Source organism: Nonlabens ponticola (assembly GCF_003966335.1).
GTDB classification, from domain to species: Bacteria; Bacteroidota; Bacteroidia; order Flavobacteriales; family Flavobacteriaceae; genus Nonlabens; species Nonlabens ponticola.
This window is the reverse complement of record NZ_CP034549.1, coordinates 1,097,063-1,114,310: the sequence shown is the minus strand read 5'-3', so window position 1 is coordinate 1,114,310 and position 17,248 is coordinate 1,097,063. Positions and strand designations below refer to the sequence as shown.

Annotated in this window: 13 protein-coding genes and 2 tRNA genes; 13 read left to right on the top strand and 2 right to left on the bottom strand. The window is 40.7% G+C overall.

Features of this window, described 5'->3' with window-relative positions:
- Positions 1-21: 21 nt before the first annotated feature.
- The 11 genes from gldJ to EJ995_RS04975 all read left to right on the top strand — a co-directional run bounded on the left by gldJ (position 22) and on the right by EJ995_RS04975 (position 11,002).
- On the top strand, positions 22-1,698 hold the full coding sequence (gene gldJ / locus EJ995_RS05025; protein ID WP_126446256.1) for a gliding motility lipoprotein GldJ: 1,677 nt from the start codon (positions 22-24) through the stop codon (positions 1,696-1,698).
- Between the two features lie 63 nt (positions 1,699-1,761).
- Positions 1,762-3,003, top strand: a complete 1,242-nt coding sequence (locus EJ995_RS05020) for a UDP-N-acetylmuramoyl-tripeptide--D-alanyl-D-alanine ligase (RefSeq protein ID WP_126446254.1) — start codon at positions 1,762-1,764, stop codon at positions 3,001-3,003.
- A gap of 93 nt (positions 3,004-3,096) precedes the next feature.
- Positions 3,097-3,169 (top strand) — tRNA-Phe (locus EJ995_RS05015).
- Positions 3,170-3,224: 55 nt separating this feature from the next.
- A tRNA-Val gene (locus EJ995_RS05010) sits at positions 3,225-3,299 on the top strand.
- 13 nt (positions 3,300-3,312) lie between these two features.
- Complete coding sequence (locus tag EJ995_RS05005) at positions 3,313-4,038, top strand: type III pantothenate kinase (RefSeq protein ID WP_126446252.1); 726 nt, start codon at positions 3,313-3,315, stop codon at positions 4,036-4,038.
- Positions 4,035-5,285, top strand: a complete 1,251-nt coding sequence (locus EJ995_RS05000) for a hypothetical protein (RefSeq protein WP_241234693.1) — start codon at positions 4,035-4,037, stop codon at positions 5,283-5,285. Before EJ995_RS05005 ends, EJ995_RS05000 begins: the two co-directional genes overlap by 4 nt.
- An 18-nt stretch (positions 5,286-5,303) precedes the next feature.
- Positions 5,304-6,662 (top strand): hypothetical protein, encoded by a 1,359-nt coding sequence (locus EJ995_RS04995; RefSeq protein WP_126446250.1) that lies wholly within the window; start codon positions 5,304-5,306, stop codon positions 6,660-6,662.
- Positions 6,663-6,694: 32 nt separating this feature from the next.
- Complete coding sequence (gene lptC, locus EJ995_RS04990) at positions 6,695-7,237, top strand: LPS export ABC transporter periplasmic protein LptC (protein ID WP_206482267.1); 543 nt, start codon at positions 6,695-6,697, stop codon at positions 7,235-7,237.
- Positions 7,230-7,424, top strand: coding sequence for a hypothetical protein (locus EJ995_RS04985; RefSeq protein ID WP_126446248.1), 195 nt, complete (start codon positions 7,230-7,232; stop codon positions 7,422-7,424). Before lptC ends, EJ995_RS04985 begins: the two co-directional genes overlap by 8 nt.
- Positions 7,424-8,698: a hemolysin family protein gene (locus tag EJ995_RS04980; RefSeq protein ID WP_126446246.1), complete on the top strand. Its 1,275-nt coding sequence runs from the start codon at positions 7,424-7,426 to the stop codon at positions 8,696-8,698. Before EJ995_RS04985 ends, EJ995_RS04980 begins: the two co-directional genes overlap by 1 nt.
- Before the next feature lie 186 nt (positions 8,699-8,884).
- Positions 8,885-11,002, top strand: a complete 2,118-nt coding sequence (locus EJ995_RS04975; protein WP_126446244.1) for a peptidylprolyl isomerase — start codon at positions 8,885-8,887, stop codon at positions 11,000-11,002.
- Positions 11,003-11,072: 70 nt separating this feature from the next.
- Here EJ995_RS04975 and EJ995_RS04970 read toward each other — a convergent pair whose 3' ends face one another.
- Both EJ995_RS04970 and EJ995_RS04965 read right to left on the bottom strand, forming a co-directional pair.
- Complete coding sequence (locus EJ995_RS04970; protein WP_126446242.1) at positions 11,073-12,005, bottom strand: GYDIA family GHMP kinase; 933 nt, start codon at positions 12,003-12,005, stop codon at positions 11,073-11,075.
- Positions 12,005-13,315, bottom strand: coding sequence for a hydroxymethylglutaryl-CoA reductase, degradative (locus EJ995_RS04965; RefSeq protein ID WP_126446239.1), 1,311 nt, complete (start codon positions 13,313-13,315; stop codon positions 12,005-12,007). Before EJ995_RS04965 ends, EJ995_RS04970 begins: the two co-directional genes overlap by 1 nt.
- A 148-nt stretch (positions 13,316-13,463) precedes the next feature.
- On the opposite strand from EJ995_RS04965, the gene EJ995_RS04960 reads away from it, so the two are divergent.
- Both EJ995_RS04960 and EJ995_RS04955 read left to right on the top strand, forming a co-directional pair.
- A complete protein-coding gene (locus tag EJ995_RS04960) occupies positions 13,464-15,617 on the top strand; it encodes a S9 family peptidase (RefSeq protein WP_126446237.1) in 2,154 nt (717 codons plus the stop codon).
- A gap of 19 nt (positions 15,618-15,636) precedes the next feature.
- Positions 15,637-17,232, top strand: coding sequence for a peptide MFS transporter (locus tag EJ995_RS04955; RefSeq protein WP_126446234.1), 1,596 nt, complete (start codon positions 15,637-15,639; stop codon positions 17,230-17,232).
- The last annotated feature ends 16 nt before the right edge of the window (positions 17,233-17,248 follow it).

Genomic DNA, 17,248 nt, shown 5'->3' with positions numbered 1-17,248 from the left:
TTTTTCAAATCAAACAAGTAGATGAAAAAGCACTTTGTTTTAAATTTTATAGTAGCTGCCTTAACTGGCGCTGCATTAGTTAGTTGCGGTGGCGGCAATGATTATTCTAATAATTCTCGCGCCACGGGTTGGGACATTAATGGAAGAGATGGCTTTGAACTCAATACTGATTATAAGGATCAGGATGCTGGTCCAGGATTAGTTTTTGTAGAAGGTGGTACGTTTACCATGGGTCGTGTTAAAGATGACCCGATGCACGACTGGAATAATACTCCTAACCAACAGCACGTTCAATCTTTTTATATCGATGAGACTGAGGTCACTAACGGTATGTACTTAGAAATGCTCGATTGGATTAAAAGAGTATTCCCACCAGAAGATGAGCAATATAGAAACATCTATCTAGGAGCTTTGCCAGATACTCTTGTTTGGAGAAATCGTCTAGGATACAATGACGCCATGACAAACAACTACCTGCGTCATCCAGCTCACGCCAATTATCCAGTAGTAGGTGTATCATGGATCCAGGCGGTAGAATTCTCAAATTGGAGAACTGATCGTGTAAATGAAAAAATCTTAGTAGATCAAGGATATCTACCAAAGGACCTCTTAGGCAAAGCTAATGACGGTGCACTTTTTAATACAGAGACTTATTTAAATGCGCCAACTCTTACTTATGGCGGTAATGATAGTATTACTCGTGGTGGTCGTAAATCATTGGCTCTAGAAAAGCAACGTGGCAAACAAGCAAGCAGAAACAATAGTGACACTACTGGTTTATATGTAAGACGTGAGCAAGGAATCTTACTTCCTGCAGCTTACCGTTTGCCTACAGAGGCTGAATGGGAATATGCAGCTCTAGGACAAAGCAGTTTAAGAGAGTACAACTCGTACCGCGGTCGTAAAAAATATCCATGGGATGGACAATACACTAGAAGTGGTAAACGCAATAATCGTGGTGACCACTTAGCAAACTTTAAGCAAGGTGATGGTGACTATGGTGGTATTGCAGGTTGGAGTGATGATGGAGCTGATATTACTGCACCTATTAAGAATTATGCGCCTAACGATTACGGGCTGTACGACATGGCAGGAAACGTGTCTGAATGGGTGGCTGATGTTTATCGCCCTATTATAGATGATGAATACAACGACTTCAACTACTATCGCGGTAATGTTTACACTAAGAATCAAATAGGTCCTGATGGAAAAGTTGCTGTAGTTACAGCTGATGATATTGTTTACGATACATTAAGTAATGGTAAGGTGATTGCCCGCAATCTACCTGGAGAGATTAGACAAATAGACATTGACGATGAAGAAACGTACCTAAGAACTAATTTTGACCGTAGTGATAACCGTGATTACCGTGACGGTGACGCACAATCTTCACAAAGCTATGCAGGTCTTTCTCCTGATCAACGAGAGAAAATGTATAACTCTCCACAACACTCAGTTACTGTTGATGCAGAAGGTAATGTAATCAGAGAATACGATGCTGATAATAGCCGTACGACTCTTATTGATAATGAGGTTCGTGTGATTAAGGGTGGTTCTTGGAGAGATAGAGCTTACTGGTTAGATCCAGCAACGAGAAGATTCTACCCACAAGATATGGCTAGAGATGATATAGGATTTAGATGTGCTATGTCACGTGTTGGTTCCAAATCAAAGAAATCTAAGAGTCCAAGAAACTAAAAGCTCTTTAAACTCACTATCAAAAAGCCCTTTTTTAAAAAAGGGCTTTTTTACTTTTACCACATGGCTATAAATGAACTTTACCTACTTTTTCTCGCAAGTAGCGGAATTTGTACAGACACAAGGAAACTTCAATCAGGAGTTTTATATGTTGCTTTGAAAGGTGATAACTTTGATGGTAACGACTATGTAGCAAAAGCTCTTGAGCAAGGTGCAAGTCACGCCATAAGTAGCGACGCATCATTTGAAAACCGTGCCGATGTCACCGTCGTCAGTGATACGCTTAAAACTCTTCAGGAACTGGCCTCTTATCATCGTAAGGAATTAGGATTACCTGTGATAGGCCTAACAGGTAGTAATGGAAAAACTACTACCAAAGAACTTATATTGAGCATTTTATCACAGTCATATAAGGTCAAAGGAACCGTTGGCAATCTTAATAACCACATAGGTGTTCCATTGACACTACTGTCTTTTGATAAGCAAACGGAAATAGGAGTGGTTGAAATGGGCGCCAACCATCAAGGAGAAATTGCCGCATTATCTCAAATTGCAGATCCTGACTATGGATTGATTACAAATTTTGGTAAGGCACACTTAGAAGGATTTGGCGGTATAGAAGGCGTGAAAAAAGGCAAGAGTGAACTTTACAAATACTTAAACAAGCACCACAAGACAGCCATCGTATTGCACAGCGATGATGAACAACTTGCAAGAACAAAAGAATTAAACAGGATTTTCACAACCGATTTACAGTTATTAGAGGCCTCACCTATTCAATTCAACTACAAGGGAACGCTGGTAAAAACTCAACTAACAGGAGCATATAATTTCAACAACATGCTATTGGCTATCGAGGTTGGTGAAATCATGAAGGTTCCTAAGGATGCGATCATCAAGGGCCTGGAAAGCTACTCACCTACTAATAATAGATCGCAATTAATCAAACAGGATTCTAGCCTCATAATATTAGATGCTTACAATGCTAATCCTACCAGTATGCGAGTTGCTTTAGAGAACCTAGCTCAATACTCTGGTACGCGCACAGCTATTCTAGGTGATATGTTTGAACTAGGAGATTACGCTAGGATAGAACATCAATCCATCTGTGATTATGCAGAAGAACTCGATATAGAAAACATCATTTTGATCGGTGCTAATTTTGTGAATGTTGCTTCTACCAAGGCACTGAAGTTAAAAAGCATCGACGACATCGACAAGAATAAGCTACTAGATTACAACAAAGACCAGACAATATTGATTAAGGGATCACGAGGAATGGCACTAGAGCGACTAATCAGTTAAAATACAATCGCTTAAAAGTTTTCTTCAAAAAAGCGACAAATTCCTTTTGCCACAAATTTATTTATGTAAATTTGCCACCGCTTTACAGCAAAAGGTACCTTAGCTCAGTTGGTAGAGCAATGGACTGAAAATCCATGTGTCCCTGGTTCGATTCCTGGAGGTACCACAACAAACCCGATCGTAAAGATTGGGTTTTTTGTTACTATACAAACATTGAAATTGTGGGATTAGCTCAGTTGGTTTAGAGCGCTACCTTGACAGGGTAGAGGTCACTGGTTCGAATCCAGTATTCCACACTACACCTACCTTATGATCCTGGCAGTTGACATAGGCAATACGTCCATAAAGTTGGCCGTCGTTGACGAGACCACCATCTATGATGTTACTCGTTGCCAGGAGCCAGAGTTTATCGATCATCTTTCTAGACTTTTTTCAAACTATCATGACCTCAATGCAGCCTGCGTTTGTCAGGTTGGCACCATTGACGTTAAACTATTGCACCACCTTGAGAGTCTAGTTGGGGTAATGTATATAAATCATACCATCAAGCTACCCTTTACCAATAAATATGAGTCCACTACTCTAGGCAACGATCGTCTTGCACTGGTTGCTGGGTCTTTTCATACCTCTTTTGAAAAAGGTGCTAAACTTATTATTGACGCTGGCACCTGCATTACCTATGACTTTATTGACAAAGACAATCAATATCTAGGTGGCGCCATTTCACCTGGATTGAACTTGAGATTCAAATCTTTAAATGATTACACTGCAAAGCTGCCATTACTGCAACCTAGCCGTGTAAAAGGATTCCTAGGAAAAAACACTAATGATTCTATCAGTACCGGAGTAATTCAAGGCACCGCTCTTGAAATAGACGGCATGATTTCCCGTTACAATAACAAGTTTAAGGACACTCAAGTCTTACTCACAGGTGGTGATTCACAGCTATTGAAAAAACAACTCAAAAGCCGTTTCTTTGCCACGCCTTTTTTGATGCTACACGGCATCTATAATCTTTACAAGAACAATTCATGACAAGAAGTATTTTAATCGTGACTTTTTTACTTGCTACAGTATTGAGTACCGCACAGTCACGCACTTCATCACCTTACTCCTTTTTTGGTCTAGGTCAGGAAACATTTAGAGGCACAATTGAAAATCGCAGTATGGCTGGTGTGCGCACCTATGCAGATAGTGTGCACATCAACCTTAATAATCCAGCAGCTTATGCAGGACTACGTCTTACCTCGTTCACCGTTGGTGGCGTTCATACAGAAACTTTTGCCAGTTCAAATGCTGGCGATGATGAGTATGATGCAACATCTATTGAATATGTAAGTCTGGGAATCCCATTGGGCCGCAAGGCTGGCTTTGGTTTTGGACTCATTCCATTCCAATCAGTTGGTTACACCATTGGTGAGGTGAATGACGTCAGATACACTCGCTTTACTGGTGAAGGAAGTTTGAATAGAGCCTATTTTGCCGCTGGTGCAAAACTTACTCCAGAACTTAGCATTGGTGGTGAGTTTAGATACAATTTTGGACAGCAAGTCAATAGGTCAAGTATTGCATTGGATGGTGTCGAGTTCGGTACTAGAATTGAGAACGAATCAGACATAGGCGGCGTTTCTTTCAACTTTGGTCTGCACTATGATAAGCGTTTGAAAAATGGCAACAACCTACAAGGCGCTGTCACCTTTCAACCTCAAAGCGATATCACCGCAAGAAACACTCGCAGATTGAGTCGCTTTGTACTTCAAGCAGACCTTGCCGAGGCTATCGTCGATACTGATGAAAGCGATGAGCAAAAACAAGATTTAAACCTGTCGTCAGACCTTACCATTGGTATAGGGTATGGCAAGTCACGCCAGTGGAATCTCGCTGGTGAATATTCACGTCGTGGTACAGGCTCGCAGGTGACAAGATCGTTTGCGCCTGACAATGTGAACTACAATGACGCCGCATCCTATAGATTAGGTGGATTTTATATTCCTAAGTTCAACTCGCTTACAAGCTATTGGGATCGAGTGGTTTATCGTGGCGGCCTGCGTTATGAGCAAACAGGTATTGAGTTGAGCGGTCAGGACATTTCAGAGTTTGGCATATCTTTTGGATTAGGATTACCCATCGGGCGCGGTGCCTCATTCTCCAGTGCAAACATTGGGCTTGAATACGGTCAACGCGGCACTCAAGATGCAGGATTAATCAAGGAAGATTTCTTCAGTATCTCGATAGGCATCTCACTTAGCGATAAGTGGTTCCAGAAGAGACGTTACAACTAACAACAAATTAAAATGATTATGAAAACGAGAAACCTTTTAGTTGCTGCAACAGCTGTTTTCAGTTTCGCTTTCGCGGAAGCGCAACAGGCAGACGATTGTAATGTGATGTTACAAATATTTGCGGAAAACGCAAAAGCAAGAAATTATGATGAGGCATACAAACAACTAGATCCACTAGTTAAGCAATGTCCTACGGCAAGCGCAGCCATTTATCAATACGGTGAGCGTATATACGAGCACAGACTTAGAAAAAACATCGGTACAGAGGCTGAAAATGCTAAAGGTCTACTAGACATGTTACATGGTCAAGTTGATAGGTTCCCTGATAAGATAAATGTTCCTAAAAAGAACATGGAGATCGCTCGCACGATGTATAAGTACAAGATAGGCTCTGATGACGAGCAGTACAAGATGCTAGAGAATGAATTCATGAATAATCCAGATGAATTTACAGATCCTAATGCGATGATTACCTACTTCACCTTAGCTGAAAAGCGTTATGAGGCAGAAAAGGTAAATCTTCAAGGCTTTTTTGATATTTATGATGCGTTAACGCTACAAATTGAGAATGTGCAGGATGAACGTAGTAAGATATTGAGTGATTTGCTAGACAAGCAAAACGCTGGCACTATTACAGACAAAGAACTTGAGCAGATCGATGCTCAGGAAACCAATATCAAGAATTACGGCATCGTGATGGGTAGTGTAAACAAAACGCTAGGTGAACTAGCAGATTGTGACAAATTGATTCCATTATATGAGGCAGAATTTGATAACAAAAAAGCTGATGAGAACTGGTTATCTAACGTTCTTAAAAGATTACAGTCAAAAGATTGTACTGATGCCCCATTGTATATCACATCTGTAAAAGCGTTGCATGAGTTGAGACCTAGTGGTAAGACTGCTTATGGTCTAGGAAACATCGCAAGCACGACGACTGAGAAGTTCAAGTACTGGGATCAAGCAGTTGAATTAGGTGTGAGTAATGATCTTGTATCAAAAATTCATTACAAGAAAGGTATTGTTCTTAAAGATCAAGGTAAGTACAGCCAGGCAAAAAGAGAGTTCATCAAGTCTAATGAGGCAAAGCCTTCCTTTGGCGCACCATATTTACAAATCGCAAGTATGGTTGCAAATAGTGCCAATAGCTGTGGAAGCACAACTCTTGAAAAGCGTGCTGTTTATTGGGTCGCTGCAAGATATGCTCGCAAAGCTGCTGCCGTTGACCCTTCAATCAAGGGTAATGCACTTAAATCAGTCGCTAGCTATAACGCAAGCGCGCCACAAAAGAATGATATTTTCATGAGTGAAAAATATAATTCTGGTAGTACGATATCTATAGGATGCTGGATAGGAGAATCCGTAAGAATACCATAGTGATAAAATCCTGTCACTACATATTAAAAACGATGATCACGGCAATTGCCGTGATCTGTTTTTATGCATGTACTGATAATCTCAAGGAGATAGAAAAAATGCAGGTAGTCTCAAATGAACCTATCGGCGAGATCGAGAACATGCTTTTAAAACATACAGACAGCGGTTATATCAAGGTTACATTAGCAGGCCCACGCATGTTGGACTTTACCAACGATGCCTTTCCCTATATGGAATTTCCAGATGGCGTGTACGTCAAAGTATATGAACAGCCGCTAGACAGCACTGTGTTTACTACCATTACATCAGATTACGGCATCTTGTATCAAGCTGTAGAGCTGGTAGATATGCGAGGCAATGTGACAATAGTATCTAGCGATGGAACCGTTTTTAATGGTGACCAGCTTTATTGGGATCAAAAAGCCGAATGGATTTTTACCAATGAAGAATTTACCATCAACTTTGACACAACGGGAAAAAGCACTGGTGATATCCTTGATTCAAATGAAGCCTTGACTGATGCGCTGGTACGCAATTCAAACGACACCTTTTACGTAAACAAAACTGATGAGTAAATTTTTCAAATACTTTGAATATGCCTACGTAGCATTTGCATTATTGTTCTTTGCTACTGCTATCTATGAATGGAACATAGATCGATCTCGATCCTATGTTCTCCTATTCATGGGTGCCATCGCCGTATTTATGTTTTTCTTCAAGAGGCGTTTCCGTCGTAGATTTGAAGAACGCAATAAGCCATAATGCTGTTACAAATTCTTCTTATCATCACCATGCTGGTGCTCAGTGCCTTTTTCTCAGGTATGGAGATCGCTTATGTGAGTTCTAACAAGATTCATATAGAGCTCGAGAAAAGACAGCAGGATTTTATAGGCAAAGTGTTGCGCAATCTTACTGCACAACCATCTAAGTTTATCATTACCATGCTCATAGGGAACAGCATCGCGCTGGTCGTCTACGGGTTTGTCATGGGTGATTTGCTCACGGCACAGCTACAATCATTCTATCCATCGTTGTTAGAAGGTAGTTTTCAATTGCTATTGCTTCAAACCTTGATTTCTACCGTGGTAATTCTACTCACTGCGGAGTTTTTACCTAAAGTCTTTTTCCAGATCTATGCTAATGAGTTACTCAAGTTCTTTGCGATCCCAGCCTATCTATTCTACCTAGCCTTCTGGTTTATTTCATGGTTTTGCATCAAGATATCAGACTTTTTTCTCAAGACCTTCTTCAAGACAGATGGTGATGAGATACAACTGTCGTTCTCTAAACTGGAGTTAGGAAACTACATCACAGAGCAAATGGAAAGCGCCCAAGAGCAGGAAGATGTCGATACTGAGATACAGATTTTCCAGAATGCTCTGGATTTTGGTGGGCTCAAGGCTCGTGAGGTTATGGTACCACGTACTGAGATGATTGCCGTACACAGCGATACCGAAATCAAGGAACTAAGTAAAAAGTTTGTCGCCACCGGATTGAGCAAGATCTTAATCCATGATGATACCATTGACGACATCACTGGCTATGTTCATAGTTTTGACCTATTTAAATCACCTGAAAACATTGCTGGCATACGCCGTAATATTGTAAACGTTCCAGAAACCATGCTGGTCAAGGACGTTTTAAATCTACTCATCAAACGCCACAAGAGTGTTGCCATCGTGCTGGATGAATATGGTGGTACATCCGGATTAATCACCGTTGAAGATATTGTAGAAGAGCTATTTGGCGAGATCGAGGATGAGCATGACAGCGATCAATTGATCGATTCACAAATAAGTGATGACGAGTACAAGTTGAGCGCAAGAATCGAGGTCGACTATTTGAATGAACGTTACAAACTAGAATTACCAGAAAGTGAACAATACGAGACACTAGGCGGTTTGATTGTCCACGTGACAGAAAATATTCCTGATGAAGGTGAAGAAGTCATCATCGACCAGTTTCAATTTACGATCCTAGAAAAATCCCATAATAAGATCGACCTGGTTAAACTTGTTATAGTGCGTGAAGAATAACGCAAGCTTTGTAGTAAAATGTAGATGGTGAGAATTACGCTTTCGCGAAAGCTGACTCATCAACCCACAACTCAACAAACAACAGACCTTTACAAGTGATTTCAGCGGTGAAATAGGGTGGCATTCACTTTAATAATTTGGCGGAAAAGACTATTTTCGCCACCGTTTTAATTTAAAAAATATAGCATGGCCGTTTTAGGTAAAATTAGATCTCAAGGCTTGTTCCTGATCATCATCATTGCACTGGCATTATTTGCCTTTATTATAGGCGATTTGATACGTCAAGGAAGTTTTTCTAGCGGTAACGAGAACGTGATAGGATATGTAGGTGATACAGAGTTGAGCCGTCAGGAATTTAGCAACAGTGTCGAGGCGACTATGAATCAGCGTCAAGGTATATCTACCGTACAGGCAGCAAATATTGTGTGGAATCAAAAAGTACGCGATGCCGTTCTTGCAGAGCAGATTGACGCAGCTGGCATTGAGGTGACTGATGAGCAAGTGCGTAATTACTTAAAAGCCGCTTATTCTAGAGCACCACAATTTCAAGATGAGAACGGTCAATTTTCTGAAACCAAATTTGCACAGTTTGTAAATCAGGTATCTCAATCCAATCCAGCAGGATGGCAACAAGATCTTGACAATGCAGCAAGCCAGGTGCGCCAGGCTCAATTTTTTGCCCTTCTTAAATCAGGCGTGATAGGAACAAATGCTGATGGCGCGCTAGCCTATCGCATGGAGAATGATAAGCGTGATTTTCAATTTGTAAACATACCTTACAGCAGCATTCCAGATTCAACTGTTGAAGTAACTAAATCTGAAATCAAAAGCTACATCAAGGATCACGAGTCTCAATTTAAAGCTGAAGCCGAAAGAGACATCACTTATGTATTGTTTGAGGACAAAGCATCCAATGAGGATGTTGCGGCTCTCAATGACGAGATGGTTGCATTGCTTAACGGCAAGCAAAACCAATACAACGAGCAAACTAAGGAAACTGAAGATGCTCCAGGCTTGAAAACCACAGATAATTCTAAAGCGTTTGTAAATGCAAACTCTGACTTGCCATACAATGATCGTTATGTTCTAGTTTCTAATCTTAATGCTGCACAAGCAAGACTCGCACAAACTGAAACTGGCGAAGTTTACGGTCCTTACAAAGACGGTGAATATTCTAAAATTACTAAGGTTCTAGAAAAAAGAACCATTAGTGACAGCGTGAAGAACCGTCACATCTTAGTGCCTTATTCTGGCGCAACTCGTGCAGGATCTGATATGAATCGTACTAAGAACGAGGCAAAAAAACTCGCAGATAGCATTCTAGGAACTATAGGTCAAAGCAAGGATAAGTATGACACGAGATTTGCTTACTATGAGGAAAATGTGGACGACATCCTAGCTCAAGATATAGGCTGGACTGTGTATTCTGGTAATGCGGCAAATTTTGCACCAGGCTACACAAAATTCCTCTATGCAAATAATGAAGGAACTGTAGGCGTGACTGAAAGTGATTTTGGTTATCACGTGATACGTATCGATGAGACATCTGCTCCTGTAGAAGCCTTGAAACTAGCTACTGTTGCAAAGAAATCTATTCCATCTAAAGCTACCAACAAACAGAATTACACCAATACCCAAAAATTCCAACAAGCAGCAGAAGATGGTGACTTTGACGAGTTAGCCAAAGAATACAATGTGACGCCACGTCCTGTTTTAAACTTGAAAGAACTAGACGAAAACCTACCAGGAATAGGCCGCAATCGTGCTATTGTGCAATGGGCATTTAAAGATGGTCGTGAAGTAGGTGATGTAGAACGTTTTGAAACTACGCAAGGTTATGTCGTTGCCAAGGTGAATAAAATAAGCAAGGCTGGTGTTATGACTCCAGAAGAAGCTAGCGCCAAGGTCACACCTATCTTGAGAAACAAGAAAAAAGCAGACATCATCATCAACAAGATCAAAGCTACTGACTTGAACAGTGTTGCGACTAATAATAATGTGACTGTCCAAACTGCTAATGGTATAAGCCGTCAATCACCAGTCATTGCTGGTGTAGGTCAAGAGCCACGAGTGGTGGGAACTGCTTTTGGTTTAAAAGAAGGCGCTACCTCAAAAGCTATTGCTGGTGAGAAAGGTGTCTTTATGATTAAAGTTACAGGTGTCGAAAATGCACCAGAACTTGAGAATTATACCAATGATGCTAGAATCGTTGCGCAACGCACGGCAAATCAGTCTACATCTGCACTGGTTGAGGCGCTTAAAAAAGCAACAGATATTGAAGATAAAAGAGCGGTATTCTATTAGGAATTACTGCCTGTAAATATCAAAGCCTGCTCGATGAGCAGGCTTTTTGCTATTGTACTTTTTGATTTTATCAATGAGCAATCAAATTGTTCCAATGATAAATATCTTCATAACCTCGAGACCTAAAATAAGTAGGTGTTTCAGGATCACCAGCCGCAAGAATAAAATCGCCACCCCAACCACCTAGAGATTTGATGGCGCCATTATAGTCTGCAAAGAGTTTTTCTTTCACTGGTTCCAGACCTATCAATTCACTAATCAATAATTCATGACGGACAATCAATTCTTGAAATTGTATAAGATCGTCTTGAGCGTTTACTAGTTTTTTAGGCAACGTATTCAGCTCTTCTCGTATCTCGCCAGACAATTTACTGGCATCAAATTGGGCGATGCTATCACGACTGTTCTGTTTTTGATTCAAATAAATAAAAAAGAGATTCTTATGGAAGCTAGGATTGAAATCTATGGTATCATATTCTGGTTGAGCATCGTTGTAATTGTAGATGATAGGTTTGCTCGCCGTCGCGCATGCGATATCATAACCACTACCGCCAAAGGTCTTGAACTGTAATTCAAAAGGATCACAACCGATCCATTGAGCAACCATAGCAATAAAAGTACTGCTGGTTCCCATGCCGTACTGTCTATCAAAATCTAATGTTGTGGTTGCCGTAAACCCACTTGAAAAACCTTCCTTTCCTGCTAGCTGCAAAGCAGTTTGCAACACTTCAATAAGCTTTGAGGCGCTATCAGGATCTGGTGTGACACTTCCTGTATCATCAATCTTGAATTTTTCATGCATCCAGACGCTTTGATCTACATCACGACCGATCCACTCAATCTGACTTTCAGCTTTGGGCTCAATAGATAGGTGCTGCTTTAACTTTAAAGGGATTGCTAATGCATCAACGTTGTCCAGCACAGCATACTCACCCGTAATCAAGAATTTTCCTACTGCGGTAAAACGTTCCTCTTTTATCTCGACCAACTGTGATTTTTGCATCAGGATCTTAGTTTCTGTATTTCTTCTTTTAAGGAAGAATAGCTAGGTGTGGTCTTTGAAAAAGCTTCTCTTAACTTGACTTTTTCAGCATCGGTTGCGCCTACTTGTTCCAGCATGTTTGCTAGATGCATTTTCATGTGTCCTGCCTGGATTCCTGTGGTTACTAATGAATGTAATGCAGCAAAATTTTGAGCCAATCCACAAACGGCAGTAAAAGACATGAGTTCACGAGCATCGGGATTGCCCATAATTTGTAAGGATAATTTTGCCAGTGGATGCAGCGAAGTCAATCCACCAACCGTTCCTAAAGCCAATGGGAATTCTGCTTCAAAAATCAGTTCGTTGTCCTCTACTCTAGCGCGCGTCAAACTGCGATACTGCCCATCGCGCGCGGCATAGGCATGAACACCAGCTTCTACAGCTCTAAAGTCATTTCCCGTGGCAAGCACCACGGCATCAATGCCGTTCATAATTCCTTTATTGTGTGTTACCGCTCGGTAAGGCTCGGCAATGGCGATATCAACGGCTTGCACAAACTTGCGGGCAAAGTCTGCACCGCTAATGCCGTTGATGATACCCAATTTATCGATACTGCATCTAGTCTCCACATGAACAGTACAATCTGGCACATAATTGCTCAAGATGCTCATAACAACCTCTGGTGGAGCAATAGAAAAGCCCTGAAATTGAGCAGCTTTTTCTCTAAATGTCGTCGCTAGTTGCTCAAGCATGGTATTGATAAAATTGGCTCCCATCGCATCGCGCGTGTCAAATGTCGCGTGCAATTGATAGTATCCTTGTAGATCTTTGGTTTTATCCACCAGCTGCAAGTCTAGCAGGCCACCACCTCGAGCTTTCATACTAGCATTGATTTGCTCAGTAGATTGTAATAAGTCAGCTTTCGCGAAAGCATAAAAAGCATCCATCTCACTGCGCAATCCAGCATAGGTAATATGTACCTGCCCAGATTTTGTCGTGCCCTTAATCGTCGTCTTGAATCCACCGCGATCCAGCCAGAATTTTGCCGCCTTACTGGCAGCAGCCACCACACTACTCTCTTCAATCACCATAGGAATGGTGACGAGCTTGTCATTGATCAAAAAATTGGGAGCCAGACCTAGCGGCAAATAATAATTTGAGATGGTATTCTCACTAAAGCCATCGTGCAATTCCTGTAATTTCTCGTCGCTGTTCCAGTATTGCAAGAGTATCTCGCGAGCTGTAGGATCGTTGTTGAGATTATGGGCGATGAGCCAGTCAATTTTTTCGGTTTTGGAAAGTCTGGAAAATCCTTGAACAGGTTGTCTCATGGGCAAATAGTAAGATTGTAAATATACAATGTGTGAGTTTAAGGAATCCCAATGATAATCGCAGAAAACCCGTGTAAATTGGGAAATTTTTAGTAAAATTGAAGAACTTCCGATTTGCGGAATATTTATTGAGCATCACACAATACTTATGATAAAATATACCTTATGGATGCTGGCTTTTTTACTGGCCGCACCTCTTGCCATCGCGCAACAAAACATCACAGTTGAAGATATTTATACGGGAGAATTTCGCACCGATGGATTGCAGTCATTGCGATCTCTTAAAAATGGTGAGGAATACCTTGTTCTCAATTACAATGCAGACCGCAGCCAGACCGTTGACAAGTATAGCTACAAGACTGGTGACCAGCTAGAAACCTTAGTTTCCAGCATTGATTTGAAACTGCCTATACAGAATTATGTACTAAGCGACGATGAACAGCAAATGTTGATCATCTCACAGCGCATCCCAATCTTTAGAAGATCTGCCAACAGTAAGGTTCACATCTATAATCTAAAAACTAAGCAACTACAACCATTGAGCAACAATCTGGTGCGTAGCGCGTCTTTCTCGCCAGATGGTAAAAAAGTAGGTTATGTTTTTGAAAACAATCTATACTACAAGGATCTTGTAAGCGGTGAAACCATTCAGGTAACTGATGATGGCGTGACTAATGAGCTTATCAATGGTGTTACTGATTGGGTTTATGAAGAAGAATTCTCGTTGGTGAGAGCTTACCAATTTAGCCCAGATGGAAAGCAGATAGCTTTTATTTCTTTTGACGAGCGCGAGGTGCCAGAGTTTTCTATGGATGTTTATGGTAGAGGATTATATCAATCACCTTATGTGTTCAAGTACCCTAAAGCTGGTGAGAAAAACAGTGTTGTAGCGCTCAATGTTTATGATGTTGCTACCAAAGAACGCAAGGTCGTTGACCTAAAACGTGATGAGGAATTCTACATCGCTAGAATCAACTACTCGCCTACTGGTCAACTAGCTGCGCAGGTGCTTAACCGTCATCAAAACGTTTTGGATTTCTACTATGTAGATCCAGCAGGAAATGCTAGTATCGCTTTTACAGAAAATGATGATGCCTATGTTGATGTTACCGATGATTTGACATTCCTCGATAATGGTGACTTTCTTTGGACTAGTGAGAAAGATAACTGGAGACACATCTACTTATACGACGCTAGCGGTAAAGAAAAAAAGCAATTGACCAGCGGTAATTGGGATGTAACGTCCTACTATGGTTATGATCCTGAATCAAAACGCATTTTTTACCAGAGCACAGAAGATGGCAGTATCAATCGCGGAATCTACTCAGTTACATTGAAAGGCAAAAGCAAAAAGAAATTATCAAAAATGGTAGGTTCTAACCGAGCATCCTTTAGTGACAACTTTACTTACTTCATCAATACGTACTCAAGTGCGACGCGACCACCAGTTTACACCTTGCAACAAGCCAAAGACGGTAAAATCGTTAGAGAAATACAGAACAATGATGACTTGCTAGTAAAGCTAGAAGATTACAAACTATCACCTAAAGAATTTTCTACCATCAACGTAAACGGCAATGATCTCAACATGTATATGATCAAGCCGCTAGACTTTGACGCGAGTAAAAAGTATCCAGTATTAATGTTTCAATACAGTGGTCCAGGCTCGCAGCAAGTTTCCAACAGCTGGTATGGCGCCAACGATTACTGGCACAGTATGCTAGCAAATGAGGGCTACATTGTTGTTTGTGTAGATCCGCGTGGTACTGGATTCAAAGGCGCCGACTTTAAAAAAGTCACACAAAAAGAGCTAGGTAAATATGAAGTTGAGGATCAAATTGAAGCCGCGAGACAACTTGGCGACATGGATTATGTAGATGCAGAGCGCATAGGAATATGGGGTTGGAGCTACGGTGGTTTTATGAGTTCTAACTGTATTTTAAAAGGTAATGATGTTTTTAGCACAGCTATCGCGGTAGCACCAGTGACCAACTGGAGATACTACGACACCATTTATACAGAGCGTTACATGACCACACCGCAAGAAAATGCCAGCGGTTATGACGAGAACAGCCCAATAAATCACGTGGAGAAATTGAAAGGTAATTATCTACTTATTCACGGTAGTGCCGATGACAATGTACATGTGCAAAACACCATGCAAATGATAGAAGCACTTGTTCAAGCCAACAAACAGTTTGAATGGGCTATCTATCCAGATAAAAACCACGGTATCTACGGTGGTAATACACGCATTCATCTTTATAACAAGATGACCAACTTTATTAAGGAAAACCTATAACAATTCTCAATCAACAATTATGGAATATAGATTCGGCGGATCGATAACAAATCAAAAAACAGTTTTAGGCCATCCATCTGGATTGTTTGTGTTGTTCTTTACAGAAATGTGGGAACGTTTTTCTTACTATGGAATGCGTGCACTACTCGTTCTGTTTTTAATCTCGGCTGTAGTTGATGGTGGTTGGGGTTGGGATCGTGCAGATGCAACGTTACTCTATGGCTGGTACACTGGTCTCGTTTACTTAACTCCAATAATAGGCGGTTTCATTGCAGATAAATACACTGGTTATAGAAATGCCATTGTCATAGGTGCCTTACTTATGACATTAGGCCATGCTAGTATGGCACTGGAAGGTTTTACAAGCAACTTCTTCTTTATAGGGCTCACATTACTTATTGTGGGTAATGGCTTGTTCAAGCCTAATATTTCATCCATTGTAGGTCAGCTTTATAAATCACAAGGAAAGGAAAAAGACGCCGGATATACTATATTTTATATGGGTATCAATGCAGGAGCTTTTTTAGGAATTTTATTATGTGGTTACATAGGTGAATCACCAGATTGGGGTTGGCATTATGGCTTTGGACTAGCAGGTATTTTCATGTTCTTTGGAATGCTTCAATTTTATTACGCACAGAAGATATTTGGTAGAATAGGTCTTTCACCTAACTCAACAGAAGATTTTGATGATGCCGTTGAAGATGAAATTGAGAAAACCTCTGAGATTGTAGAAGATGTCGTTGACGAGGCAAAGAAATCTAAGGTTACACGTGACAGACTAATAGTTATTAGTGTGTTTGCATTTTTTACAATCTTCTTCTGGTGGGCGTTCGAGCAGGCAGGAAGTTCTATGACCATATTTGCAAATGATTATACTGATAGAATACTAGAAGGTGATGGCGCCACGATATTTAAAGTTGTTAATACTATTTTGACCGTTGGTCCTATGTTAATTATCACTTATGTTTTGGCAATGCTCTTTAAACAGACATTTGAAAAATATGCATTGGCTAATATTCTGCTGGCAACGAGTTTCGTAATTATATGGATTATCGTTATTTACATGCTTAAGCAACAATTTAGCGATCCAGCACCTGAAGTTCCTGCATCATGGTTTGGGATTTTAAATTCTTTCTTCATAATAGCCTTTGCACCTCTATTTTCTAAAATTTGGGAAAGCAAATACAATCCATCTGGCCCAGTCAAATTTGCCATTGGTTTGATTTTATTAGGTTTAGGTTTTGGCTTCCTGGCTTATGGATCGATGGATGTTCCTTTAGGTGCAAAAACTGCGTCCTTGAGTATGATATTCCTGGTAGTAGCTTATCTATTACATACACTCGGCGAGCTTTGTGTCTCACCAGTTGGTTTATCGTATGTAAGTAAATTGGCTCCAGTCAAACTAGTAGGACTTATGTTCGGTATTTGGTTTGTAGCTAACTTTATTGCAAATCTCACGGCAGGTGTGACGGCTAGTTATCTTGATCCTATTGTTGAGGAGTATGGTCTTGCAGTCTTCTTCGGAATATTTACGGCGATTCCAGTTGCAGCCGGTCTGGTAATGCTAGGCATCAATAAATGGATGATCAGCAAGATGCACGGCATACGATAGTCCCAATCAATATAAG